General features: G+C 64.4%; 27 protein-coding genes. 5 read left to right on the top strand and 22 right to left on the bottom strand.

Translation table 11 applies throughout. The annotated features are described in order from the left end of the window. Window positions 1-227: 227 nt before the first annotated feature. Together DBR23_RS26115 and DBR23_RS26110 are read right to left on the bottom strand one after the other, a co-directional pair. On the bottom strand, window positions 228-1,157 hold the full coding sequence (locus DBR23_RS26115; RefSeq protein ID WP_108500037.1) for a KorB domain-containing protein: 930 nt from the start codon (window positions 1,155-1,157) through the stop codon (window positions 228-230). An 88-nt stretch (window positions 1,158-1,245) separates the two neighbouring features. Next, entirely contained in the window at window positions 1,246-1,512 is a 267-nt protein-coding gene (locus DBR23_RS26110) for a hypothetical protein (RefSeq protein WP_108500036.1), read from the bottom strand. Between the two features lie 449 nt (window positions 1,513-1,961). Here DBR23_RS26110 and DBR23_RS26105 point away from each other — a divergent pair, with 449 nt between their 5' ends. Next, window positions 1,962-3,239, top strand: coding sequence for a site-specific integrase (locus DBR23_RS26105; RefSeq protein WP_233250758.1), 1,278 nt, complete (start codon window positions 1,962-1,964; stop codon window positions 3,237-3,239). Between the two features lie 310 nt (window positions 3,240-3,549). On the opposite strand, the gene DBR23_RS26100 is transcribed toward DBR23_RS26105, so the two are convergent. From DBR23_RS26100 to DBR23_RS26080, 5 genes are all read right to left on the bottom strand, one after another. Then, complete coding sequence (locus tag DBR23_RS26100; protein ID WP_108500034.1) at window positions 3,550-3,990, bottom strand: thioesterase family protein; 441 nt, start codon at window positions 3,988-3,990, stop codon at window positions 3,550-3,552. 113 nt (window positions 3,991-4,103) lie between these two features. Further along, window positions 4,104-4,652, bottom strand: a complete 549-nt coding sequence (locus tag DBR23_RS26095; RefSeq protein ID WP_108500033.1) for a PD-(D/E)XK nuclease family protein — start codon at window positions 4,650-4,652, stop codon at window positions 4,104-4,106. After that, complete coding sequence (locus DBR23_RS31860; RefSeq protein ID WP_369882169.1) at window positions 4,649-4,963, bottom strand: CFI-box-CTERM domain-containing protein; 315 nt, start codon at window positions 4,961-4,963, stop codon at window positions 4,649-4,651. Before DBR23_RS31860 ends, DBR23_RS26095 begins: the two co-directional genes overlap by 4 nt. 139 nt (window positions 4,964-5,102) lie before the next feature. After that, a complete protein-coding gene (locus DBR23_RS26085) occupies window positions 5,103-5,378 on the bottom strand; it encodes a hypothetical protein (RefSeq protein ID WP_108500031.1) in 276 nt (91 codons plus the stop codon). Beyond that, on the bottom strand, window positions 5,375-6,406 hold the full coding sequence (locus DBR23_RS26080) for a PRTRC system protein D (protein ID WP_108500030.1): 1,032 nt from the start codon (window positions 6,404-6,406) through the stop codon (window positions 5,375-5,377). The genes DBR23_RS26085 and DBR23_RS26080 overlap by 4 nt, the downstream gene beginning before the upstream one ends. Window positions 6,407-7,606: 1,200 nt before the next feature. On the opposite strand from DBR23_RS26080, the gene DBR23_RS26070 reads away from it, so the two are divergent. Continuing rightward, a complete protein-coding gene (locus DBR23_RS26070) occupies window positions 7,607-8,746 on the top strand; it encodes a phage integrase N-terminal domain-containing protein (protein WP_108500028.1) in 1,140 nt (379 codons plus the stop codon). A gap of 10 nt (window positions 8,747-8,756) precedes the next feature. On the opposite strand, the gene DBR23_RS26065 is transcribed toward DBR23_RS26070, so the two are convergent. The 11 genes from DBR23_RS26065 to DBR23_RS26015 all read right to left on the bottom strand — a co-directional run bounded on the left by DBR23_RS26065 (window position 8,757) and on the right by DBR23_RS26015 (window position 17,764). Next, window positions 8,757-9,086, bottom strand: a complete 330-nt coding sequence (locus DBR23_RS26065; protein WP_108500027.1) for an H-NS family nucleoid-associated regulatory protein — start codon at window positions 9,084-9,086, stop codon at window positions 8,757-8,759. Window positions 9,087-9,214: 128 nt separating this feature from the next. Next, window positions 9,215-9,418, bottom strand: a complete 204-nt coding sequence (locus DBR23_RS26060) for a hypothetical protein (protein WP_233250757.1) — start codon at window positions 9,416-9,418, stop codon at window positions 9,215-9,217. A gap of 2 nt (window positions 9,419-9,420) precedes the next feature. After that, window positions 9,421-10,269 (bottom strand): PRTRC system ThiF family protein, encoded by an 849-nt coding sequence (locus DBR23_RS26055; protein ID WP_242455373.1) that lies wholly within the window; start codon window positions 10,267-10,269, stop codon window positions 9,421-9,423. 53 nt (window positions 10,270-10,322) lie between these two features. Next, a complete protein-coding gene (locus DBR23_RS26050; protein ID WP_108500025.1) occupies window positions 10,323-11,033 on the bottom strand; it encodes a PRTRC system protein A in 711 nt (236 codons plus the stop codon). Then, entirely contained in the window at window positions 11,030-11,770 is a 741-nt protein-coding gene (locus DBR23_RS26045; protein WP_108500024.1) for a PRTRC system protein B, read from the bottom strand. Before DBR23_RS26045 ends, DBR23_RS26050 begins: the two co-directional genes overlap by 4 nt. A gap of 19 nt (window positions 11,771-11,789) precedes the next feature. Next, window positions 11,790-12,857 (bottom strand): PRTRC system protein F, encoded by a 1,068-nt coding sequence (locus tag DBR23_RS26040; RefSeq protein ID WP_233250755.1) that lies wholly within the window; start codon window positions 12,855-12,857, stop codon window positions 11,790-11,792. Then, on the bottom strand, window positions 12,854-13,312 hold the full coding sequence (locus tag DBR23_RS26035; RefSeq protein WP_108500023.1) for a PRTRC system protein C: 459 nt from the start codon (window positions 13,310-13,312) through the stop codon (window positions 12,854-12,856). The genes DBR23_RS26040 and DBR23_RS26035 overlap by 4 nt, the downstream gene beginning before the upstream one ends. Window positions 13,313-13,408: 96 nt before the next feature. Continuing rightward, on the bottom strand, window positions 13,409-13,900 hold the full coding sequence (locus tag DBR23_RS26030) for a PRTRC system protein E (protein WP_108500022.1): 492 nt from the start codon (window positions 13,898-13,900) through the stop codon (window positions 13,409-13,411). A gap of 98 nt (window positions 13,901-13,998) precedes the next feature. After that, a complete protein-coding gene (locus DBR23_RS26025; RefSeq protein ID WP_108500039.1) occupies window positions 13,999-15,792 on the bottom strand; it encodes a PRTRC system ParB family protein in 1,794 nt (597 codons plus the stop codon). 58 nt (window positions 15,793-15,850) lie between these two features. Beyond that, window positions 15,851-16,372 carry a hypothetical protein gene (locus DBR23_RS26020; protein ID WP_108500021.1) on the bottom strand — a complete coding sequence of 174 codons (522 nt, stop codon included), beginning with the start codon at window positions 16,370-16,372 and terminating at the stop codon, window positions 15,851-15,853. A gap of 228 nt (window positions 16,373-16,600) precedes the next feature. Next, window positions 16,601-17,764 carry a phosphoadenosine phosphosulfate reductase family protein gene (locus tag DBR23_RS26015; RefSeq protein WP_108500020.1) on the bottom strand — a complete coding sequence of 388 codons (1,164 nt, stop codon included), beginning with the start codon at window positions 17,762-17,764 and terminating at the stop codon, window positions 16,601-16,603. 1 nt (window position 17,765) lies between these two features. Here DBR23_RS26015 and DBR23_RS26010 point away from each other — a divergent pair, with 1 nt between their 5' ends. The 3 genes from DBR23_RS26010 (at window position 17,766) to DBR23_RS26000 (ending at window position 19,081) form a co-directional block, all read left to right on the top strand. Further along, window positions 17,766-18,185 carry a hypothetical protein gene (locus DBR23_RS26010; protein ID WP_108500019.1) on the top strand — a complete coding sequence of 140 codons (420 nt, stop codon included), beginning with the start codon at window positions 17,766-17,768 and terminating at the stop codon, window positions 18,183-18,185. Continuing rightward, window positions 18,182-18,622: a DUF6283 family protein gene (locus DBR23_RS26005; RefSeq protein ID WP_108500018.1), complete on the top strand. Its 441-nt coding sequence runs from the start codon at window positions 18,182-18,184 to the stop codon at window positions 18,620-18,622. Before DBR23_RS26010 ends, DBR23_RS26005 begins: the two co-directional genes overlap by 4 nt. Before the next feature lie 72 nt (window positions 18,623-18,694). Then, window positions 18,695-19,081 carry an HU family DNA-binding protein gene (locus DBR23_RS26000; RefSeq protein ID WP_108500017.1) on the top strand — a complete coding sequence of 129 codons (387 nt, stop codon included), beginning with the start codon at window positions 18,695-18,697 and terminating at the stop codon, window positions 19,079-19,081. Between the two features lie 24 nt (window positions 19,082-19,105). Here the strand turns inward: DBR23_RS26000 and DBR23_RS25995 are convergent, their stop codons facing one another. From DBR23_RS25995 to DBR23_RS25980, 4 genes are all read right to left on the bottom strand, one after another. Next, complete coding sequence (locus DBR23_RS25995) at window positions 19,106-19,711, bottom strand: hypothetical protein (RefSeq protein WP_108500016.1); 606 nt, start codon at window positions 19,709-19,711, stop codon at window positions 19,106-19,108. Between the two features lie 51 nt (window positions 19,712-19,762). Next, complete coding sequence (locus tag DBR23_RS25990) at window positions 19,763-20,656, bottom strand: N-6 DNA methylase (protein ID WP_233250754.1); 894 nt, start codon at window positions 20,654-20,656, stop codon at window positions 19,763-19,765. Window positions 20,657-20,989: 333 nt separating this feature from the next. Next, window positions 20,990-21,304, bottom strand: a complete 315-nt coding sequence (locus DBR23_RS25985) for a hypothetical protein (RefSeq protein WP_108500015.1) — start codon at window positions 21,302-21,304, stop codon at window positions 20,990-20,992. A 46-nt stretch (window positions 21,305-21,350) separates the two neighbouring features. Next, window positions 21,351-22,895: a Fic family protein gene (locus DBR23_RS25980; protein WP_108500014.1), complete on the bottom strand. Its 1,545-nt coding sequence runs from the start codon at window positions 22,893-22,895 to the stop codon at window positions 21,351-21,353. Between the last annotated feature and the right edge of the window lie 132 nt (window positions 22,896-23,027).

Genomic DNA, 23,027 nt, shown 5'->3' with positions numbered 1-23,027 from the left:
TTTCCCAATCGGTGGCCAGGCCATCGGCTGCATGCGCGATTTTCTTCGCGATCACTTCGTAGCGAAAACTATCACCATCGCACACATCCCGCAAAAAGCGGTAAAGGCGAGATTCCTGTTCTCGGGTAATGATCGGTTCCTCTTTTGTGCATTCCATGGATTTCTCCAAATATGGAGATGCACCCACCCCGGAGGGTAGGCGCCCCTCCGGGTGGTTAACTTCCCTGTTATTCAGGGGTCTTTTCTGTTTTGCCTTGCTGCAGCCGAGCATCCCGCCGCTCCTTCACTGCTTCGGCGGATTCATACGCGCGAACCAGTTCCCGGAGCTTCGAGGCATCGACGGGGATTTTCACCCCCTCACATGCCTTCGGGTCTGCCATCAGATCACCCAGCTCATTCTTCACGGATTCGCAGACCTCGCTCAGTGAACCGTAAATCTTCGTCGCGACCTTGCGAGGCGGAACCCATTCCTTGATGGCCGAAGGCTTGATCTTGGTCTTGCCCTGGCTTTGCGATTCCTTCAGCTTGGAGGCCAGCAACTCCCCGGCTTTTTCGCCATGCTTGCGCACGGCGTCAATTGCAGTGGTTGCAGAGACAGCACCTTCGTTCACAAGGCTCTGCACATCCGCATTTGCTTCGGCAAGCACAAGCATGTCCTGAATATGCTGCACCGAACGACCAAGGCTCTTTGCGATATCCGCTACGGATTGCCCGAAGCCCAGGAGTTTGAGGTAGTTCCGAGCGATCCCAACCGGCTTCAGCTTCAAACCTTGAGAGCTTGTCACTTGGCACACAACCCGGTCAATGTTGTTCCCCCGGAAGGGAACACAGACCAGGTGTTCGATGGGAGCCCCGCGTTCAATAGCCAGAAGCGCGCCACGGCGCCGCTGGTGGCCATCGACCACATAGAACTTACCGGTGGCTGAGTCGATTCGAACGGCAACGGGCGGCACGTATGTCACCCCCGAGGCATAAGAGACCGCAAACCTTTCAATTTGCTCACGAACCTCAGGATCGTCGTAGTCCCTTTCGTTAAATCCCGGCTCCTCAAGAAGCATGCTCGGGTGGATTTTGAAAACATCATCTTTCTTGACGCCGGTTTCTGCCGAATTGGCGGCCTGCGCCTTGAAAGATCCGTAAATTTTTTGCGTGCTCATGGTTAAAACTCCAGATGAATCCATAGGCGCAACTTCCCCCCATGGGAAGCCGTCACCCATGGGGTTGATAAAAAGGTTAAAAGCGAACTTACTCAGTCAGACCATATTCCTCGACAAGCTCGGAAACGATCTTATTGCCCACATCGACTTGGTTGTTGAAACTCAGTCGAGCGTTGATTGCGCGGGCTTCTCGTTCCATTGCTGCGCCGAGCATCGGGTGGATTTTTGTACCCGAAAGCTGCAGCTTGGCAATGTCAACATACGCCGGGGATAACCCCATGCGTTCTGCCGCAACAATTCGAAGAGCGAAGCCATCAGCAATCGTGATGGCCCTCTTTTCTTGTGTTATTTGCAATTGGAACTCCTGTAAAAAACAGGGCGCCAATCCCCGAAGGAGCTGGCCGCCCCGTCGGGTGAATACTCTTGCGAGTGATTTGATGCTGGTTCACCTTGCGGTATGGCCAGCTACCTGTGATGCATCCACGCATTACGCATGGGTGCAATCGATTTTCTGCACCAGAATTTAGAGTAGGGTTTCGAGGAGGTTCATGCCACCGCAAAACGACCTCTAAGTTGTTGATTTTTCAATGGAAACTTCTTTCATGGCGTAGCACAGCAATCCAGGCTAGCTCAAGCTTTGCGATGGGTTCATTGGTGGGTTCGAGGGCGAATCCACCCGTTCCGGGCGATCCCCGGAACAGGAACCCATCAAACACTGCTGGAGGCTGCGCCATGACTGGGTTTACACAAAATGTTTCAGATAGAACGCTGCGAGCTTGGCTGAATGCCGGGCCCGTGGACAGGATGATCGGTGGTGGACTGATCTTCTTTGCCAAGGAATCCTCCGCCCAACGGGGGCAAGCCTCCTGGATTCTGCGCTACCGCTTTGGCGGACGCCTACGCGAGAAGGTGCTGGGACGCTACCCAGACGTTTCCCTCAAAGACGCCAGAGAGCTTGCCCGGCGCGACCGATCGCAGATCCAGCAGGGCATCGACGTGGGCGCACAAAAGCGCTTGGAGAAGCTCAAGGCACTTGAGATGGAGGATGTCCAGGGCCTGGGGCATCTTTGGTATGAGCGGTACATCCTGAAGAACGTCAAGCATCCCCAGGTCGTGGAACGTGTGTTGCGGCGCCACATCTATCCCGTGATCGGCAAGCTCGCGATCAACGAGGTTCGGCCACACCACATCGATGGAGTGCTTACCAAGATCGTCGAAGCCGGCGCTCCCACTGTCGCCAACGACGCGATGCGCTACCTGTTCCGCATGTTCCACTTCGCTGCGAAACGAAAGTGGACCGAAGCAAATCCGGTTGCAGGATTCGACATCTCGGATGCTGGCGGAACGGAGACGCCACGTGAACGGTGGCTCAGCTACGAGGAACTCACGGCGCTGGCGCAAGACATGCGCGAAACGGCGAACTTTGGACGCATCAACGAGCTCTCTGTCTGGCTCCTGCTGGCGCTGTGCGTGCGCAAGATGGAACTGCTCTCCGCCAAATGCACGGACTTCGATCTTCGTAGCGGCGTCTGGAAACTGCAACGCAGCCAGACCAAGACCAGCGCGTACATCGAGATCCCGCTTCCTCGCCAAGTGATCGTCTGGCTCGAAGAAGTGATCCTATTCGCCTGCGGGAACCCGTACCTGTTCCCCGCGCGCCGCCTTATCCGCGTGAAGAATGGCCAACCTCGGCAAAACCGCTTCGGGCACATTAGTCCCGACACGCTCAACGTGGCGCTGAAGCGCCTTCCACGAAAGGACGTCGAGCACTTCACGGTGCATGACATGCGCCGGACAGCCAGGACACAACTGAGCGCACTCGGCGTGGACCCCTTCGTGGCCGAGCGCGCACTGAACCACAAGCTGCGGGGTACCCAGGGCATCTACGACCGGCACGACTACTTTCCGCAGCGCCGCCAGGCCTTGCATCAGTGGGCGGAAATGCTGGGGGCCATCAGTAGAGGCGATCCTGTCGACTTCACCGCCAGTCGGCGGCAGGGAACCTCGGGACAAAATGCCATCCCCCATCTGCCCGGCAAGCTCCCCCACTCCATCGTGGCCAGGCAGGCGGCCAATGAATGAACGGCACCGATAACGGGCACACAGTGCAGTCCAGGCCTGCCGAGCGAAACAATCGCACTCCGACCGCTGTGCGCAGTTGCGGCAGGCCTGCAGTGATGGGGCATAGGTTGGCGATTCACTTCTTTTGAGAACCGCCGAGCGCCGCCTGTCGATTTGCGCCCTAGCTGGAGCATCCAGCAGAACGACCGCAACGCCACCGGTGATCGGAGGAAACATGGTATGCGCCTCGGGATTGGCGCTGCATTGGAACGAGGCTTCTGCCGGCAGATCTCGGTGGCATTCAGGCGCACGATGCGAATTTCACCTCCGGTTACCGGGCGGCAACGTTTACCTTGTGCGCGATCTTCGACTCGAGTGCGCTGCGATCGGCAGCCACAAACGTCACACGACCCTCGCAGACCAGTTCAAGAGAATCATGGGCGCGCACATTGAATGTCACGCTTCGGGGTCCCAATCGTTCAACCCAACCCGAAAGACGAATCTCTGCGCCAGGAGGTATAGGTCCACGGTGTTCCAAGTGAATGCTGCGGCCCACGACAACCTCTCGTTCGTGGTCAACGTGCCGCTGCATTTCTTTGATGCAGATAGATTCGACGACGGCCACGAGATACCCCGTAGCGATGCACTCAATGAGCGTCTCAGCGTAACCACGCCCATGCGGCAACTGCGTGAACAGCGAGCGGGCGGTTTGATGAGACGGAACGACATAGACCTCGTCGAAGGAGATCTGGCTGATGCTCTCATGGTTCATGGATCGGGACGGCTCGCGCCAACGTGGATGATGACCAGAGCAATATCCCCGGCGATGCCCACACCAGTCCACGAGAAATCCTGTCCGAATTTCGAGCATTTCGCGATCAGGCCTTACCTGCGAACAGAAAGCCGGTCGCACTCCAACCGAAAGGCACATCCACTGCATGCCTTTGGCGAACGCGCATAAGTCGGCTCAATACGCCCCTCCAGGATCGCTTCGCGGCGACGCACAAGGGCGACGATTTCCTCGACTCCCAGCAATTTCACACTTTGCGAACTGCGTGTGTGCCTGCCCGTCGGGCTTGCGAAGCTCACGAAGGCTTGTGGCTCGACGACCTCCCCGGTCTGTGCCTCGATCACCAATTTCTGCACCGACAGTTGGATTCGGTCAGTTTCATGAACACGAGCTGCAAGACGCGTCTTGAGTTCGACCAGTACCAACATGCCATTGGCACGACGGTACACACGATCGACTCTGGCAACGAGGCGCAAGGGATGCCGCATGCGAAAGAGCCTCTCCATATAGACCAGTTCGGCACCGGCCAGCTCTCGCGGTCGGGAGGCCCGTTCGCCAGACCGATGGCGGCCCATCCATAGCAGCGCCAGCCACAGGACAAGCGCAACGAAACCGGCGAGCACATACATGGCAGACCAGGTCATGGCAGCCCCCTGTCGCTCATCGCCTTCGCACACCAGGCAACCACGATGCGCAGTACGCATCGCACCCCGATCACTATCCCAGGCGATCGCGCCATGATGCGGCAGCCCATTGGTGCCACCCGGTAGTACGTCGCAACCAGGGCTCTTCCCCAGCACTGGCGCAGGAGCACCGCATCGCGGTACGCGCGAAGTACCTGCGTCTCCGATGCATCCGGGCCAAACACGAAGGTCGCCACGAAGCACCGGCGATCCGCCGTCGCTGCCACGCCCTCTTCCCAATACCGCTGGTGGGCCACCTGCCCTCGGGCCATGGCCTTTCGCTGCTTCGGGGTAGCCCGCTCCCCATGGAGATGGGCCAGCTGCACTCGCTTCTCGCAGAAGCCCATCTCGGCCAAATCCTTCGCGGCCACCTCGCCCTGACGCCCCATTCCTTGTCTTGGCATATGCACCTCACTCAGCCAGGCTCGGCCCGAACACATCGTTGGTCACGCCCGCGGAAGCCAGCACCTCGCGGCCCGCCGATGCCAGCACAGGGCGAGGACCGTCGACGGCAAAGATTCCGTACTGCACCAGCAATCCGTCGTAGGCCAGCACGCGCAGCCGGTTGACCCGCTTGCCACCTTTCGGAAATCGCACCAGCTCGTCATACAGCCGCGGGTTGTCCGCACGCGCCAGCTCGAACACCAGCCGAACCGGCTTGGAATCCTGTTGTGTGTTTCCGTTCATGCGATCTCCCCTGCCCCGCGGTCGCGGCCGGGGGCTATCGCGCTGGCGGCATAGTTCTGCCCGGCGAGCTGGAATCCGCGGACGTTGGCGAACATCGGCTCCTTGACCTCGTGGATCCGGTGCTTCGGGAACGCCGCCTTCACGGCCTTCTTGAACAAGAAGGCACCACCGCCCACCAGAATGATGTTCTGCAGGCTCTCCGGCGTCTCGATCCACTGGCGCATCGTCGACACCGCCTGCTGCGCAACGCTCTCGGCCAGGGGCAAGTGCCGACCCATGTCGTAGGGTTTCTGGAAGATCACAGGCGACTTGCCGGAGCGCAAGGCCAGGTCGATGGCGTCGTAGTCGCGGTACGGCGAGCCGATATCCTTGGAGATCTCGGCTGCCAGCAGCCGCAGCACGTCCGACATGCCACGGTTGATCGAATGCGACTGTTTCTGCACCAGGCGCATGCCACGCGTGACCAGCCAGTCGAAGGTGCGAGAACCAGGGTCGATCACCAGGCTCTGCTCGGTTCCGATGGTTGCCATCTTCTTGTGCTCGGCCGCGTAGTGGACCAAGGCACCCTGCGGTTGGGCAACGGCCATCGCTTTGGCGACGGTGACGGTCTTCCCGCCGCCTATCTGATGTTCTCCTGCCATGGTCTTTTCCAGGGCCGATTTCTTCAGCGAGAAGAGCGCCACCGGCAACCCGACGATCAGCAGATCGATGTGGGACACCTTCATCATGCTGAGCGCGCCGCGCAGCAGGGCCATGTATTCCGGAGACTCGGTGTACTCGTCGTGCAGCTGTTTGGCACGGAAGGTGTCGGCCGCCAGGCCGACGTCGGGCCCGACCTCGTAGAACAGCGGCCCGACCGGGATGCAGACGGTTTTGCGCCGTTCGCTGGCCGGCCAGTGAGGCGTCTCTCCGCTGGACGGATAGGCGACGGACGGAAAGCTGGCGCAGCGGATTTCATTTCCCACGACGCCAGTGACGAATTTGGTGTTGCCGGACCCGACATCCACCGCTCGGACGATCAATTCCATGTGAGTGCTCCAAGTAAAGAACCATGTCGATCAGCATCGGCACGCCGATGCCTCCACGCCACGCGCAATCCGCCCGGAATGCCCCGCATTTCGGCATCAGGCTCTCTCTGCCGTCATCCGGGTGGAACGACAGCGACGATGCACTGACACCTGTCGCTGGCCTCTTCCTTCGAGACTTGCGCGTGTGTCACCACGGTCTCACTGCTTTGGCACTCGTCAACCCCGAACGCAAGCCACTGCTCCATTCAGCGGTGCTTGTCCCACACCCGCCTTGAGCGCCCCGTGTTGGACCAGAGGCAGGCGGTTCGCCTGTCAAGCCCGCATGCAGCCTCGCTCTGCCGCCCTGCGGGACACTAAATGGCCCCTATCAGGCCGTCGCGTCGGCGCAAGCGCCACCGGCAACCCAGGTTTCATGCCGTCGCATTGCCACGCCTGCATTGACCTGCAAGCCACTTTCGTCATCCACTACAGGTTCCCGAGGGCCAACCTTGGCCCGCTCCATCGCGGAGCAAAAGGCGTCGCAGTCGTTACCTGCCCTTCAAGCCCCGGTCCTGAACCGGGGTGGCCGTCGCCCCCGAGGCGACCGCCCCGAGGTTCTCTTTCGTAGTGCATGTGCCTATGACCTTCGCCAGCCCTGTGGCTGGGCGCTCCCAGAAGCGCGTCAAGGCCATCGATCTCCCGACCTGGCACCCGATGCCGGCTCCCGATCCCGCCATTACTGAGCACGCGTGTTTCACGCCGCAAGCGGTTGTGCTTGCCCCCGAAGGGGCTCCCCGCTTGTCCCCGCTCAAACGCTCGACACCGCCCTGGACTTTCGGTCAGGGGCGGACCCATGCGCGCGAATGGCGCTGCGAATTCCAGGATTGATCCACCAGATAGCGCGAGACCTGATCTCGGCGCCGATGCGACTGTTTGCCCTCGAGGCAGCAGTGCGTCACCAGCCTCCGCCGTTGCAGAAATGCATATGCGGAGCCGGATCACACGTTTTCATTTTTAAGACCGACCGAGCTGGCCCTGCACGCGCATGTGGCTGGCGCAACCCCTGGGTCGGTGGCGCATGTCGTGGTCGCGTGCGCCGCCGTGATGAATCGACCTCCCGCACCAGCGGCTGACGGAATCCGTCGCTGGTGCTGGCCTTACCGGATTCCTGCCAGTGCGCCGTTCGGGCGGCGTGCTGTCCCCTTTGATTTGGAGAACACCATGACGACCCCTTCCACTCAGTCAACCAATCCCATCAGCGCGAGGCGCATACCCGGCACAGATCGGCCACGGCGGCAAGCCTGGACAGACAAGACACCCCAGGAAATCCTTGCCCGGCTGCGGCCCGGCCATGCCGATCCCATGCGCGTGCTGGAGACACTGATCGAGCTGTTCAACACCCGGCACACGGCGCGCGAGAAAACCGTCTCGCACAAGACCCGCGCCGAGCGCGCCCGCTTCCTGCGGCGTTTCTTCCTCGACCTCAAGCTGAAAGCTGGCTTCCACACCGTGCCAGATCCGCGCAACCTGGGACAGAAGCATCTGCACGCAATGGTGCAGGTGTGGCAGCGCGAGCATCTGGCACCCGCGACGATCCAGACCTACCTGTCTTTTCTGCGCGGATTGGCATCCTGGATGAACAAGCCCGGCCTCGTGCTACTTCCGGCGCGCTATGGCTTGTGCCTGGAGGAATACCAGCGCCATGAGTACGCCCAGCACGACAAAAGCTGGAGCGCGCACGGCATCGATGTGGAAGCCATCCTCGCCCAGGTCACGCAGTACGACGCACGGATCGCGGCCTCGATGCGGCTGATGCACACGCTGGCGCTGCGGCGCAAGGAATCGGTGATGTTCCGCCCTTTTGAACACGTCGCGCCCTTCGAGGACACGGGCCTGCCTGCCGAGCGCCGCAAGGCGGATGAGTACGTGTGGATCAAGGGCAAGGGTGGGCGCGTGCGCTGGGTCGCGCTGGAAACGGAACAACAGCGGGCCTCGGTGGCACTGGCGCGCTCGCTGGTCACAAGCCGCGACGCCCACCTGGGCCACCCAGCGCTCGACCTGAAGCGCAATCTGCGCCGACTCGACTACGCCCTGGAGAAGTTCGGAATCACGAAACGCCTAGCGGGCACCACGGGGCATGGACTGCGCCATGGCAATGTGAACGATCTGTACGAGAGCATTGCGGGCGTGCCGTCGCCCGTGCGTGGAGGCGGAACCGTAGCCGCCGATGTGGACCATGCGGCACGACTGGCCGTGTCCGAGCGGGCCGGCCATTCGAGGGCCAGGGCTTCCGGCGCCTATATAGGAGCGGTACTGCCCAAGCAACCCACCGGCAACCGAGGCCCAATCTCCCCTCTTTGAAGAACCCGTGTCAGGCAACGCGCAAATCAGCCTCGGCTTTGCCGTTGGCAAGCGCTTCGACAAACCACTTGGGCTTGCGACCGAAGCCTGACCAAGTGTGGCCCGCATCGTCCTTGTACTTGACGCGACCAACTTCGGGCCTGAGTCTTTTGGCAGTACCGTATGCATTGCGCGAAAGGCCGTCCAATCCCAGGTCGGCGGCAGTGATGCCGTAGTAGGCTATCGCCTCTTTCATGCGGGCAATCACCCCTGCCTTCTCTGCAACGCGGGTTTCCTCCCGCTCCCTTTGCAGCTTGGCAATCTCTGCGTCGATTTCTAGAGCCGTCCGTTTGCGAACCATAGCAGTCTCTGGATATTGAGTGCGCGGAATTGCGCGGTCATGCGGCGCAAGGCATGGTGACCCAACCGCACTACAAGTCTATAGCAGTACGCATCCGGCTCGGTTTGGGAGTCCAATCGGCCAGCCAATCACAGCGCTGGCGATACGTCGAAGTCCTCGTCGGGATAGATCGCCGCGCCGCGCGGGCGTATTCCATCCGCTTCCACTTCGTCCTCGGACAGGCCGAAGCGCGACAACGCTGCGCAGCGCGCCAGTGCTTCGGTGGACTCGCCCACCTTTCCGATATGGACGGCCTCTCCGTCGCGCACAACGCGCACATTCCATTGCTGCATGCTCATTCGGCTTCTGCCTCCGTGAGAGTCCTGGATTCGGACTGGTTAGATTCACTGCCCGCATGGAAGAACCCGAAGCGCGCCCAGGTGCGAGGATCAACTTCGATGGGGCCTGCGCGCTTGGAGTCGAGATTGACCACCACCCCATGCTGCGCGAGCCGCCCCCTGGAAAACAGTTCGTAGAGCAGCTGCGCCGCGAAGCGCACCGCCACGTCGTTGACGAACAGCCCCTGGGATGCCAGCGACATGCGAACCGAGCAGGACGGCTGGTTGTCCTCGGGAGCCGTGTCGTCGAGCAGTTCAGGAAACAGTTCGGTCACGCACGGCAGCCGCGGCTCCGTTGCCCGCGGGTCCAATGCCCTCCCGCCTTCGGGCTGGCCGAGCACCACCTGCGCCATGGCTTCCGTGTTGCCCAGGTCGAGCCAGTAGCGGTAGCGGCTGGTGTCCCGCCAAGCGATGCGGTGCAGCGCACCCCGCGCCGAGCGGCTGTCCACGCAACTGATCAGCAAGTCCGTACCCGCCCAGTAGCGCTGGCCGTTCACATGCTCCTCATAGCGCATCGGGTGGGCGTCCCAGTCCAGGCCGTAGAACTGGTTCAGGCGGTGGATGGTGACCAACGCCTTGTGCCTGCCGATGTCGGCGGCGCTGTAGAGCTGCCGACCGACATTCGCTTCGCTGACACGGTCGGCGTCGAAGGCGGTGACGTGCAGGCCGCAGGGATGGCCCAGGGCGCGCATCGCAATGTCCAGGCGCGCGAGGCACGCCGCCATCTGCGCCCCGTTGCCGCCCACGCCGACCAGATGCACCGCAACGCGGCGTTCCAGCAACTTCGGATGAATCAGGTGTTCCACCAGCGCCTCCAATTCCATGTCCTGCCGTCAGTCTCTCGCGGGGAGGATGGCTTTCAAGCGCGGTGCCAGCGTCGCACCAAGCGCAGCACCCAGCCATCGCGGCCTGCACCGGGCTCCCCTACATCCGGCATGGATGCCAACGCCTGCGGCCCCTGCCACGGATGGTGCGGCAGCGATTTGTAGAGCCCGTTGATCACCAGCCGGAAGCACGCCACCGGCGCGGGCTGGTCCAGCAGCCCGAACACCCCGGCCACCTTGATGCCCTGGTCGTCCCGGTCATCGTCGGCCGACCAGAAGGCCGGGCCACGGCCATGCGTGTGCAAGTCCACCGCTACCGACTCGTCGCTGGCCATCGGCGGCCTGCGGTAGTCGATGCGCACGGGCGAGGCACGTTCGGCCTCGCAGATCGCCAAGCGCAGCCGCCCGGTGCTGCGCGAGTAAATCAGCACCCCGGCGGCCTCATCGGGCAGGTGCTGCCGCCCATAGGCCACGAATTCCTCGATCATCCTGATCGGCAGTTGCCCGAAGCTGAACCGCAGGGACTCCTGCACCTCCCCGTAGGGCAGGCGCATCGCAGGGGGCTCCAGCCCCAAGGCGGTGATGCTGTCGAGCCAGTCCAACCGGGTCTGCACGAACCAGCCGTTGCGGGCGACCACAATGCGCTGGCCGTTGGCCATGTCCGGCAGCGCGCCGAAGCGCGGCGCGGCCACAACGGGGCAGGCGGCGAGCAGGGCCTGGTCCCTGGGGTCTATCGTGTACGTCATGGGGCCTCCGGTTCGCCGAGCAGTTGGCCCAGCGTGGTCTTGGTATCGACCAGCACCCGTTCGGGAAAGCGCTTGAAGCGCTGGTTCAGCATGTCGCGCCAGAATGCATAGGAACCGCCCCGGTAGTTCAGCAGCTTGCCCGCCACGTTGGGGTGCGTGAAGTAGGAGTGGAAGAACGCATCGTTCCAGGCACCGATCTTCTCCACGGTCGTTCCCTCGGGCACCGGCACGTTGCCCTGGCAGATGTGGCCGTGGGCATTGACATTGAAGAACGGGGCCTGGAACAGCGGCGTGCCCAGCGTCGGGCGGCGGCTGCCCTTGACCGCCCACACCCGCCACGCTCGGCTGGAGGCCCCGAAAACCAGCCCCGGCAGCGGCACCGCCTCACCGCGCTCGCCACCGCCGAAGGATTCGGCATGGTCGGCGCCCACGCGGAACGCGATGTGCCTGCGCGCCGGTGGTGCCCACCACACCAGCACGTCGCCATGCACGTAAAGCACGGTCTCAGGCAGAAAGCCGCCGTGCGCGGCCCGCTGGAGCAAGGCCGAGGCCAGTTCCCGCGCCGCCTGGGCGGTCATGGCCCGTCCCGCGCCGATGACTGGCGCACCGTCCACGGTCAGAACCTCATGCACGGTGGCAAGCGCGCCACCCGAGCGTCCGTGGTACAGCAGCACGGCCTGATCCAGCGTCAGCACGTCGTCCGTGGGTGTGTGGATGGAAAATTCCGCTTCGCTCATCTTCGATGACCTCCTGCTGTCAGTGTCCAGCGGACAGCGCGTGGATCAAGCGGTCGATCAGTCCGATCGCCTCGAAGCGCTGGCCCATGCGGTGGAACCACGCCCCGAGCGCACCGGGGTCGCTCATCGGAATCTGCGCCTCGCCCATGCGGTCGCAGAACTCAGCCTGATGCGCCATCTGGAGCAGGTCGTCGTAGATGCGCGTGGTCACATCGCCCTCGTCCCAGGACAGCACCGCGCCGAAGCCGATGTACTCGCCGTCCATGTCGGGCAGGAACTCGTCGGTGATCGTCAGGCGCGACAGCGCCAGCGCATCGGCGGCGATCTGGCGCATCCGCGGGTCGGTGAGCGTCTTGGCCGCATGCCGCAGGTTGCACGGTTTCCACGCCTTCTTGCCCTTGGACCGCCGCTCGCCCTTGCGGGGCAGTGAGAGCCAGTTCCGCGCCCATTCGGGGTAGGAAGCATCCAGCTTGCCGCGCGTGACCATTTCCTCGCGCATGGCGTCGCGTTCGGCCTCGTCGCAGTCCTCGCACATCATGTCCAGGGCGGCTTCCTCGTCCATTTCGCCCTGCCAGTACACGTAGGACGCCACGTCGCAGGCGATGTCGGGGGTGAACAGCGGGTACACATGGCGGCTCTGTTCGCGCAGCACTTGCAGAACCGTGGCCCCCAGGTGCGGCATGGCGGCATTGAGCGCCTCCAGGCCCTCGCCCACGGCCCACTCGGCCTCGCGGTATTCGCACCAGTACAAGTCGAGTTGGGCGTAGGCGGTCTGCCGATCGCCGCGCATTGCCGGGCGGTGGCCATGCTCATCCAGTACGCTGACCGCGAAACGCGGCTCCAGGCACTGTAGCGGCCCGACCTGCCGCTTGACCCAGGCGTCGATGGCGCGCTCGCACGCCTGGAGCGGGTCGGACTCGCTCTCCGGCAAGTCCCCTTCACGCACCGCGCCCGCCTCGATCAGGAAGCGGCACAGCGCCGCGTTGGCCCGAGCCTGGGAATTCGATGCAACGGTCAGCGGCACCCCTGCGCCCAGGCCCGGCAACGCCAGGAACGGCGAACAGGGCAAGACGGTGAGCGCCTTCATGGCAATGGAACCAGCATGTCGCTGGTGGCGCTGGCCCGGTGGACAGAGGCGGCGTGGTGCTGCTCCTCCAGCATCCGATGCGCGAACTGGCTCCAGGCCGACGAACGGGTCTGCACGCTGCGACGCGACAAGGCGCGGGACAGCTTGCCCGTCGCACCCAGGTTACCGCGCTCCACGGCCTGCACACGCTCCAGCAGCGCCGCGAGGCGTGGGCCGGATGGTGCTGGCCGCACGGCGTCATGGGTGCCCGCGCCCTTGGTGCCCACGGCCTTGCGAAAAACAAAGTCCTGCCGCCCGTTGGCGACCTCGCCCGCCTCGACCTCGGCGCTTACGAGTTCGGGAAACTGGGCGCTGTACAGGTCGCGCACTTCGCGTGGCGCGAGGCCGGGCACGTCCGGCAGCAGGATGCCGTTGTAGGTGAAGGTACGCACGATGGGGGTGATTTCGATCGACATGGGGATGGTTCCTTGGGTTCGGATGCGGCCACCATGGCGATGGCCTTGCGGTCAGTCTCTCGCCGGACGCCTCCGGCGCAAGGGTGCTGCGGCGGGTCATCCGAACAGGTCGAAGGACTCGCCACTGCCCGCCGCCGCGCCAGCCGTTGCGGCCTGCGGCGCGGCTTCCCCGCCATCCGCCCCATCGTCATCGTCTTGCAGCGCCGGGCTGGCCGTGGTCGCAGCCGTGGATGCCGGGGCTGGCTTGGCAGCAGGCGGCTTGGGGGCTGCGGCTTTGGCCGTCGCATCGCTGGCCTTCTTGACCGATGCCGCCTTGGCCGCCTCGATCACTTCCTTGGTGGCCTCGGCCTGCTGCGCGAGGCTGCGCCGGACTTCGCGGTAGCCGCATAGCGCTTCAATGAAGCCTGTGTCGAACTCCTGCGGGGTCGCCGTCAGGCTCAGGGGCTGGGCCAGCGCGGGCTCGCCCGTGTCCTGCCTGGGCTTGGGAATCACGTTGACCGTCAGGCGGCCGGATTTCTCGTCGGCGCTCACCGTCATGGTGAGCGTGGCACTGCAAGCCAGCGCGAACAGTTCCTCGAACATCGTCATGTCATGCTCCTTGGTGGAATGGGGGGACATGGCCCCGTGGGGGGCCGTCCAGACCATGCTAGAACCGGCTCCCCCGCTGTCCAGGGGCCAATCCGGCATCAGGCCAGGGCCGGTTCTGGCTGCGGTTCGGCTGCGGTGTCGGTGGCCTCGGAGCCTTCCACTTCATCCGCTTCGCCGCTTCCGTCCTGCGCTTCATCGGCCAGGATCGGCTGGCGCGGATAGCACATCACGGCGGGCACGGTGCCTTGGTAGGCGAACCCCGGCACCTTGAGCAAGGCCGCGATGAACTCCTGCTTCTTGCCCGAGCGCGCCACCTTGAAGCCTGAGCCCATCGCCTTCTTCAACCCCACCTCGGCCGCGAGACTCTCCAGTTCGCTCATCGTGAACAGGTCGAGGAATGCCTTGTCCCACTGGAAGTACCGGCCTTCATCGACCTCGGCGTAGTTCAGGAGAAGTTCCAGGTCACTGGTGCTGACGCCGAAGGCAGAGGACGCGGTGGCGGCTTGCAGCAGTCGCTCCAGTTGTGCCTCGGGTGCGGCATCAGCGCGTTGCAGCCCGCCTCGCACACCGAAACCTGCGCGTCCGGGCTGGCCCGCGATCCGCTCGAAGGCGTTGCGGAACTGCGCCTCGCGCAGATCGGCACCGCGCCCGGCCAGCGCCAGGGCGATCAGCACGCGCTGGCTGCGCTGCGGTTGGGCCATCAGGGCCTTGGCCAGCCATTTGCGCCACTCCGACAGGCGGTGCGCCACCACGCGCTGCGGGGTCTGGTTCGCTGGTGCGACGGCTGCGGGTTTCGCAGCGCTCTTGTTCCTTTTGCCAGCCTTCGCACTCCCCTTGCCCGCTGCCTCGGCCACTGCCGCCTGCGCATCGCGCTGCGCCTTGCGCCACAGGGCGACCTTCTGGCTGTTGCACGCAGCATCGAAACAAAGCGACCGCGTGACCTCGCCGTAGCTGCCCGGCATCGCGGACACCGAACAGCCGAAGGACTGGCACCCCTGGCAGGAGGTGTACTGCGGGGCACCAACACCCAGGTCGCCCTCGGCGGTCAGCGGCAGCGGCGTGAAGCCATCGGACGCCTTCACGATGCGGATGACCGGGAACTCGTCGCGCAGCGCGTCGGCCCGGGCCTGGACTGCCTGCAAGGTCAGTTCCTCGAAATGGCTCGGGTGCTGGCAGTAGCCCTCGCCCAGGGATTCTGCGAACAGGCCCGCCTGCCGCGCCGAGTTGTGCGCGCAGCCGCCGCACTGCGCCGTGTCGAAGATCGCATCGGCCAGCCGACGCGCATAGCGGCCCAACTGCGCCTTGAGCACGGCCACCGGCACCTTCTGCGCCAGGATGCCCTCGAGCACGGTGTCCTGCTTGTCGGGGGGAATGCCCGAGAGCAGTTCGGCGTGGCCGAGCAGGATGGTGCGGCTGGTCAGCGCCTGCAGCACGGCAGGCGTACAGGCCAGCAGCGCCAGCCGCCGCTCCAGCACCTCGGGCGACCAGCCCATGAGGCGGGCGGTTTCCTCCTTGTCGCCGCGCTGGCGCAGGAGCTGGCGCTGGGCCGCATGGGCTTCCTCGGCGGGTGACATGTCCTCGCGGTGGTAGTTCTCGATCACCGACATGGCCTCGGCGGTCTCGTCGCTGGCGTCCTTGATGACCACGGGCATGTCGTAGCCGTCTCCGAATACGTTCCTGGCGGCACGCCAGCGGCGTTCGCCCGCGATGATTTCGTAGCGGTCGGTGCCCGGAATCGGTCTCACGACAATGGGTTCGAGCACGCCGACGGCGCGGATGCCCTCCTCCAGTTCGGCCATCTTGTCGGGATCGAAGTACGTGCGCGGGTTCCTGCCCTGGACGATCCTGCGGATCGGCAAGGTGGGCTGGCTCGGGTGGGGGGTATCGGTCACGGTGCCTCCTGTCTGCATCGGGTGGGATGCAGCCATGCTCCCGCGGCCCGGCTCACCTTCAAGGGTGCTCGCGCCCCTCGTCGGCGGGCGAGCGAACCATCTCCACCCAGGCTTGCAGCGCCAGTACCTGTTCGGCGCGGGCCGCTTCCTCCCGCGAGCGGAAAGTCACGTCGCCGGGCGCATTCAAGTCCTGCCTGCGTCTGTCGCAGACGATGCGCCACTTCTTGTCGGGGTAGTTGCTGCTGATGCAACCGCAGGCCCCGCTCGGATAGCGCACGCCATGGACATACCAACCGCCGTGCCGCCAGCGCGAATAGCCGGGCGAACGCGAGGTATCCAGCATGCGGAGCACCTGCTCGAAGGCTTCGGTTGCCGTGCAATGGTTCTGTGCCACGATGGCCCCTGCAATGCCTTGAAACACGTCATCCGGGCAAGGCAGCAATGCGGCGGTGTCGCGCATCGTCTGAGCGACAACCGAGTCGAGGTACAGGCCCTCGATGGGGCGTCCCTTGCTGGCGCAGTGGATGCAAAGGTCGCGCACGGCCACGGCAATGGCCATCGCGGTGAGGTAAGTCGTCATCTCCTTCTCCTTGAAACGGAGCGGCCATCGTTTCAGGCCGTGTGGCGACTTCAAGGTCAGGAGGCTACGCGCCGGGCTGCGCAACGGCGCACCACTGCGCCCATTCATCCATCAACCTGCGGCATTCATCGAAGCGATCGGGGCGGCGGTACAGGGCACACGGCGAATCGTGCTATCCCGCGAGGCAACCACAAGCGGTAGCCGCTGGGATCTCCCTTGCAGTTCTGGCTACGCAGGTACCGCCAATCGCTGGGCTTTGCGCTGAATCAGCTCGCCATATCTTGCGCTGACAGCCTCCGCGTCCGTGCATTGCAGTTGGAGGGACACGGCCTCGGCCACGCGCCGCCTCACCGAGGCCAAGTGGCGGGCCTCTGCAGGCGTCGGCATGCAGACAGGCCAGCCGACTTCGTACAGCAGGTGCGCAGGAATTTCTGCTTCCGCCGCCTGCCGCTGCGCGGCGCGTTCCTTGGCTTCGAGGAGCTGCGCCCGCAACGCAGGATCGAGCAGCGCCGACGCCACGTCTCCGAGCCAGTACCCGGCCTGGAAGGAAAACGTGCTGCGCGCCTCCAGCCGCACCAGTTCCCGGTAGACGGCAGCGTTGCCCTCGCAGCGCGCCGCCGCCTGCAGGTCGCCGCGCGAGGCCAGCACGCAGAAGGCACAGGACACGCGACTGCTGCCATAGATGCGGTAGGCTTCATGCAGGACGCCACCACGCTGGCCGATGTAGTCGAGCACGTCCTGGCGCTGCCAATGGACGATTGCGTTCCAGGAGAGTCCGATGCCCCGCGCGCGGGTCAGCAATGTGTCGGATTTGGCGACTGGCTGGCGTGCCCGCGCCGTGCTCTCCTGCCAGCGCAGGCCGACAGCCGAGACCACCGGCCCGGTCGGATGCCGAGCACGCATGGCCCGCGCGAGAACCTGAGATTTCATTTCCGAGGTGCAGAACCTCTGCGATGCTGAACTCCAGGGCATGATCAGCTTGACGCACGACAGTGTGCGATAGCGCTCCACATTGGCGGCCCAGCGCGACAGCCAGCGATCCAACATGTCACCGGCCGGTCGGCGCACAGTCACCAGTTCCCAGCCCAGCCGCTCCGCAAGCCGCTCGCATACAGGGGCCGAATCGCGCCATTCGATACGCCCGAGGTCGCTATGGATCAGGGCGCGGGGACCTGCATGGCCGATCCCGTCCAGATGGGCCTGCACGCGGTAAGCCAGCGCCTGGGAGTCCTTGCCGCCGCTCACGCCCACATACACCGGCGCGTGGCCTGCCAGGGCGGTGTCGATCACCGGATCGCGGGCGACGCCGAAGCGCTGCGTGGATGGCATGAGAAGGGCTTGCGGCGCCAGGTGCTCGACCGGCGCCAGCCCGGGCAGTTCGATCTGTTGCACGATGGGCCTCCTGAAATCCAGGATAGGCAGCGCCATGCGGCATCAAGGGCTCAGGTTCGTCGCCCAACAGCTGCGAGACAATGCGCTGATGTGCGATGTCCATCTCGTCGAAACACGCCGAACCACCGAACCCGCTCCGGCGGGGCAGCGCTGCAGCTATTGCAGCGAGCCGTTGCACGGGCGGTGCGTCATCGTCGCAGGCTATCTCGACGACGGATCGCAAGAGCTGTACTGCTTTGCCTACCACGAGGACTGCGCATGGGACATGGAACATGACGACGAAGTGATCGAGACCCGCGAGGGCTGCTTCGACTACGGCACCCCGCTGACCATCGGCGCACTGCCGACAGTCGTAGCCAATGTCGTTCCCAGCCCGCCTGCCGGTGCATCGCGGATCGCCGCCGAGCAGGGAGCCCCATGACCTCCTGGAAGCTCAAGCAGACTGCGCAATGCGCCAAGTGCCCCTGGAGAGTGGACGTCGACCCGCACGAAATCCCGAATGGCTACAGCGTGGACAAGCATGCTGCGCTGGCATCCACCATCGCCGCGCCGGGCGCGCTGCCGGATCCTGGCGCGCCCCTGCGTGTGATGGCTTGCCATGAAACCGAGGACGCCCATTGCGTGGGATGGCTGCACCACCAACTGGGCCAGGGCAACAACCTCGCGTTGCGATTGCGCATGCTTTCCTGCGCGAACGCGGGCGAATTGCGGCTGCGCGGCGCACAGCACCAGACCTTCGAGGCCACCCTGCCTCGCGAAGCCGCACACGCGACGACGACGCCTTCCGGAAATGGATATACAGAGATGCCGCCCTGGCAACCTCGGCGCAGAAACGAAGAGACCGCACTGGATCAATAAAATCGAACCTTGCGCACGACGCAACCCATCAACGGGCTATTCACCATCCGACAAACAACGAGACCGACAACCATGGCAACTGCGAAAAAGACCACCGCTCCAGTGAAGAAGGCCGCCAAGGCACCGCCCGCCGCGACCGGCATCCGTCCGATCAAAGACACGTTCACCAAGAGCGCGCTGATCAATCACCTGGCCGAGCAATCGAGCGTCGAGCCCAAGGCCGTGAAGGCCGTCCTGGCCGCCCTGGAAGCCACCGTGCTCGGCTCGGTCAACAAGAAGGGCGCGGGCGGGTTCACGCTTCCCGGCCTGCTCAAGATCGACGTACAAAAGGTGCCTGCCAAGCCCAAACGCAAGGGCATCAACCCGTTCACCAAGGAAGAACAGGTTTTCGCGGCCAAGCCGGCCACCGTGCGCATCAAGGCCCGCGCCCTCAAGAAGCTCAAGGACGCCGCGCTCTGATGCGATGCGACAGTAGCGGCCCGGTCAGCCGGGCTGCCCTGTCGGCATGACCCGTTCCGACCTGCACCGCCCTACCATGCGCTGCAGCCGCTGCTGCACCATAGAAAGGTGCTCGGGAAATCGCGTGACGTTGGGATCGCTGGTTTCCCGGCCCCACCAGATGCTGGCGTAGTCCGAGACCGCGCCGTTGTAGCCGCAGTCCGGGCCGTCCTCCTCGAACTCCGCGCACAGGCGCCGCAGGGCCTCGCGGAAAGTCAGCCGACGCACGGCGACCAGCACTGCGGGGTTCCACACGACCCAGACGTTGCCCCAGAAATCGCGGGCCGCGTCGTTGCCCGAGCACTCGAAGAACCTGTCGTAGGCCTCGCCCACGTCGAAACGCCCCTCCGGTGCCTTGATCCCCTCGGTCCAGCGCGCCGAGGGCGCAACCCAGGCCTCCAACACACAGCCTCCCGCGCCGTACTCGCCGTACTCGTAGGCCACGGACAGCGATTCGCTCAGGCAGATCCCGGTGCCGGTGTAGCTGCATGATGCCGAGCGCCGAAACCCCTCCCGCAAGATGCGCCGCCCGCTCGCGCTGCGCGTGCCATGGAAGAGCGGCCCCAGGCGGCCATCGGTACTGGTGTCCATGCCCTGAGCTTCCCAGCGGAGCCTCCCGGTGCAAGGTCGCCGCCCACCGCGTCAATCATCGAAAAGCCTGAGCTGGGCAGCCACTTTCGGTTGCGACGCCTGACGCACCACCGGCCTGCGCTCGGGCCGCGCATCGCTCCTGTGCGCCCGTGCGGGATGGGGCACGGCGGGGGAAACGGTATCGGTGCGCTGCGGCTCGGGCTCGCGCGCCTGCCGCGCCTCGATGCGCCGCCGCCAGCCGCCCAGCACATGGGCTGGCGTGTACCAGCGGCTCCAGACCTCGTTGCTCAACGAATTGCCGTGCAGCACGATGGCCGGGATATGCAGCAGCGAAGCCTGGAGATAGGTCATGTGGACACAGCACAGGTCGATGTCGATGCAGGTTGCGTGCATCGCGCCCTGGTAGTTCAGGCCCGCCTGCTGCAGCGCATCGGCCATCGCGATCACCATGCCGCCCGCGCCGGAGGCTGGCTCCAACACGTCGAGGAAGCCCTTCGCCCTGGCCTCGGCCCCGTCGCCGACCAGCATGCGCGCCATCATCTGGGAGACGTGGTAGGGCGTGAAGAACTGCCCAGCCCGATCATTGCCCAGTTCGAGCTGCATGTAGACACCACCGAGCACGTCGCCCAGTCCGCCCGCGGCGCAGCGCTGCTCCATCGCGAAGGTCAGGTGTCCCAGCATGCGTGGGAAGCTCTCGAATACGTCGCGCGGATACCTCTTCGCGATCTGCAGGTAGCGCGCCTCGCGTGCGTAGAACTGGCGCCGGTCCACCGCGTTGCTGAACGACAGGCAGGACAGCTCGACGAAATCCGAGAACACCTCGTGCGGGTTCCAGCGGTGAGCGGTCTTGCGGATCAGTTGCAGCAGCTCCTTGGTGTGGTCGGTACCGTCCAGGTCCATCGCCATCCTTTCGCACCCGCCCATGCGGGTCGTCCAGAACAGCATCCCGCCCGGCAGGGGCGGGTCAACGGCACCGCCCGGCCGTCAGGCAGCAGCCGGTGCGCGCCCTCAGCCTTCGGCCGCCAGTCAGCCAGCCAGGCAGGCGGCATGGCGCGATGGAAGCGCACCCGTGCCCAATAGCGCCTTGCGCGGGCGCGCACGGCCTCGCGGTGGCAGCGGCTGCCGCTCGGCACGGCCCGCCGGGCAAGTTCACCGTCTTTCACCCGGCGCTGCACCGTCGTCGCCGAGTTGCTGCCAGTCTCATTTCGGAACCACCTTACGGAGCCGTGCTCACCCTGCAAGGGCACAGCTGCCAGCGTTGCTGCGGCGTCGTCCGGCCTACTCCACAAATGAAGGATTCATCAGATCGATCCCTGCCCCTTTGCATTTGATCCACGGGCCGCCGGGATGCTCCTGGCCGTCCCAGGCCGCGAGCGCCGCAAGGGCATCGGCCGCATGCTCGTAGCAATACCGGCGCTCATAGCCTTCGAAGTTCAGTCCGACCACGAGGCCGGTCGTGAAACTGAAGCGATGCAAGCCACACACGGCAGTGCCGATGACGCGGAGTTGGATGTAGCCTTGCGAAGCCAGGAAGGCTTCGAGTTCAGCTGTCGGGCCGTCTTCCTGAACACGTCGGCGAACGCGTTTCAACATGTGCTTCCTGGGAAAACGGAGGAGCGTTGTACTGCGGCGGAGCCGCTCACTCGACGATGGGCACCGGCTCGCGGTCCTCGAACGCCGACTGCACCGCCTCGACGACGCGCAGGGCCAGCGCCTTGTCTTCGAGCACTGCGTACTCCCTTGTCAGCTTGCCGGAGACCCGCCAACCGTTCTCCTTGATCGACCGGATCATGCGTACGGCATCAGGATCTGGCATCTCCAATACGTCCTTGATGCGGCGTTGCGCGACCTCGAACCGGATCAGCACGCGGGCCTCATCCGCCATCTCGTGCCGGATCGTGTTGGCGACGAGCTGGGCCGTGTAGACCGCGTGTTCCGTGAGATCCGGGTAGCGCCAGGCCGCATCGGCGTCCTCGTAGGCGTCGAACACGAGGTTCGAGCGCACGCCGTCTTCGTAGGTGAGCATCTCCCCGAAGCGGTGGGCATCGTCGTAGCGCCGCATGAAGGGGCGCGAGAACACCTCCAGGACGCGGTCGTATCCATGGCCGAACTCCCGCACGCCGGTGATAGTGGCCGACACAGGAAGGATCACGCCCGCGGGAAGGGCCCGATCGCGCTGCAGCGTGTCGTTGATGAGGAAGCGGTGGATGCGTCCGTTGCCGTCGCTCATCGGGTGGATGTAGACGAAGCCGAACGCGATGACGGCCGCGCGCGCCAGCGCCTCCCGTCCGCGCGTCGCCTGCTCGAACGCTTTGAGCCCGTCCAGCATTCCGTCCAGCGCAGCGAAGTCCGGGCCGATGTAGTGGACGATGTCGTCGCGAATGGTGGCCTGGCCCACGAAGACCGGCGATCGGCGCACGCCGAAGCGAAGCGCGGTTTCGCCCAGGATGCCCTTCTGCAGCACGGTGAGGCTGTCGATGCCCAGTGGCTCCTCGAGCTTGCCGCAGTGCTCGGCCATGACATGGGCAAACCGCTTGATGCGGTCGGTCTTGTCCGCCTCGTGCTCGATCAGGAAACTCGCCCGCGACTCCTTGAGCGTGAGCCACGCCGCGGCGCGCATCAGCACGTCCTCGCCGAACTGGCGGTCCAGCTCGGCGATCGCCCCGAAGGGATCGAACTGCAGCGCTTGGCCGAGGGCCGGGGTACGGCGCACGAGCGGACAGAACGCCGGGGTGCCCGGCAGGTTGTTGTTGATGCGCCAGCGCCGCTCCCGGACGGCCTCGGTGCGTGTCAGATAGGCGTCGGCGGACACCGCATCGACATAGGTTCCTGCGGCCAGGTCCGGCACGTCGAGCCGGTGCCCGGTGAGCCACTCGTAGAAGAAGCCGGCACGGCGTGCGTACTGCCCGAAGGGCTCAGCCCGGCACCACCGCTCCAGCGGCTCCGGCCCACAGGCTGCGAATAGCCGCGCGAAGAATTCGAGGTGGATCTCCTCGTACTTCAAGCCAAACTCGAAGTGGCCAGCGAAGCTGTCTGTCGGCCGGTAGACACCTGGATATTGGGTCAGGATGCGCTCGGGTGACTCCCGCACCGAGCGGGTGGTACCGATGGTCGATTCCACCCGCAGGGGCTGCACCAAGGCGATGCCGTACTGAGCCTCCAGGGCCTTGAAGCCAATCTGCATGTTACAAAAATCCCCTTATTCGCCTCAAAAAATGATGATTATCAACTCCGTTGGAGCAAAAACACTTCGGCATATGGTTACATAAATACGCTGACAACCCAAGAAAAACGATGATTAATGGCCGATATGTTG

This window comes from Acidovorax sp. HMWF018 (assembly GCF_003061035.1).
GTDB classification, from domain to species: Bacteria; Pseudomonadota; Gammaproteobacteria; order Burkholderiales; family Burkholderiaceae_C; genus Acidovorax; species Acidovorax delafieldii.
The sequence above is the reverse complement of the archived record's forward strand: the minus strand, read 5'-3'. Positions and strand labels throughout refer to the sequence as shown.

Bases quoted from the DNA above. Each gene is read 5' to 3' on its own strand.
- DBR23_RS26115 (WP_108500037.1), bottom strand. From the start codon at position 1,157: ATGAGCACGCAAAAAATTTACGGATCTTTCAAGGCGCAGGCCGCCAAT.
- DBR23_RS26105 (WP_233250758.1), top strand. From the start codon at position 1,962: ATGATCGGTGGTGGACTGATCTTCTTTGCCAAGGAATCCTCCGCCCAA.
- DBR23_RS26100 (WP_108500034.1), bottom strand. From the start codon at position 3,990: ATGAACCATGAGAGCATCAGCCAGATCTCCTTCGACGAGGTCTATGTC.
- DBR23_RS26095 (WP_108500033.1), bottom strand. From the start codon at position 4,652: ATGACCTGGTCTGCCATGTATGTGCTCGCCGGTTTCGTTGCGCTTGTC.
- DBR23_RS31860 (WP_369882169.1), bottom strand. From the start codon at position 4,963: ATGGCCCGAGGGCAGGTGGCCCACCAGCGGTATTGGGAAGAGGGCGTG.
- DBR23_RS26085 (WP_108500031.1), bottom strand. From the start codon at position 5,378: ATGAACGGAAACACACAACAGGATTCCAAGCCGGTTCGGCTGGTGTTC.
- DBR23_RS26080 (WP_108500030.1), bottom strand. From the start codon at position 6,406: ATGGAATTGATCGTCCGAGCGGTGGATGTCGGGTCCGGCAACACCAAA.
- DBR23_RS26070 (WP_108500028.1), top strand. From the start codon at position 7,607: ATGACGACCCCTTCCACTCAGTCAACCAATCCCATCAGCGCGAGGCGC.
- DBR23_RS26065 (WP_108500027.1), bottom strand. From the start codon at position 9,086: ATGGTTCGCAAACGGACGGCTCTAGAAATCGACGCAGAGATTGCCAAG.
- DBR23_RS26060 (WP_233250757.1), bottom strand. From the start codon at position 9,418: ATGCAGCAATGGAATGTGCGCGTTGTGCGCGACGGAGAGGCCGTCCAT.
- DBR23_RS26050 (WP_108500025.1), bottom strand. From the start codon at position 11,033: ATGACGTACACGATAGACCCCAGGGACCAGGCCCTGCTCGCCGCCTGC.
- DBR23_RS26045 (WP_108500024.1), bottom strand. From the start codon at position 11,770: ATGAGCGAAGCGGAATTTTCCATCCACACACCCACGGACGACGTGCTG.
- DBR23_RS26040 (WP_233250755.1), bottom strand. From the start codon at position 12,857: ATGAAGGCGCTCACCGTCTTGCCCTGTTCGCCGTTCCTGGCGTTGCCG.
- DBR23_RS26035 (WP_108500023.1), bottom strand. From the start codon at position 13,312: ATGTCGATCGAAATCACCCCCATCGTGCGTACCTTCACCTACAACGGC.
- DBR23_RS26030 (WP_108500022.1), bottom strand. From the start codon at position 13,900: ATGACGATGTTCGAGGAACTGTTCGCGCTGGCTTGCAGTGCCACGCTC.
- DBR23_RS26020 (WP_108500021.1), bottom strand. From the start codon at position 16,372: ATGACGACTTACCTCACCGCGATGGCCATTGCCGTGGCCGTGCGCGAC.
- DBR23_RS26010 (WP_108500019.1), top strand. From the start codon at position 17,766: ATGGGCCTCCTGAAATCCAGGATAGGCAGCGCCATGCGGCATCAAGGG.
- DBR23_RS26005 (WP_108500018.1), top strand. From the start codon at position 18,182: ATGACCTCCTGGAAGCTCAAGCAGACTGCGCAATGCGCCAAGTGCCCC.
- DBR23_RS26000 (WP_108500017.1), top strand. From the start codon at position 18,695: ATGGCAACTGCGAAAAAGACCACCGCTCCAGTGAAGAAGGCCGCCAAG.
- DBR23_RS25995 (WP_108500016.1), bottom strand. From the start codon at position 19,711: ATGGACACCAGTACCGATGGCCGCCTGGGGCCGCTCTTCCATGGCACG.
- DBR23_RS25990 (WP_233250754.1), bottom strand. From the start codon at position 20,656: ATGCTGTTCTGGACGACCCGCATGGGCGGGTGCGAAAGGATGGCGATG.
- DBR23_RS25985 (WP_108500015.1), bottom strand. From the start codon at position 21,304: ATGTTGAAACGCGTTCGCCGACGTGTTCAGGAAGACGGCCCGACAGCT.
- DBR23_RS25980 (WP_108500014.1), bottom strand. From the start codon at position 22,895: ATGCAGATTGGCTTCAAGGCCCTGGAGGCTCAGTACGGCATCGCCTTG.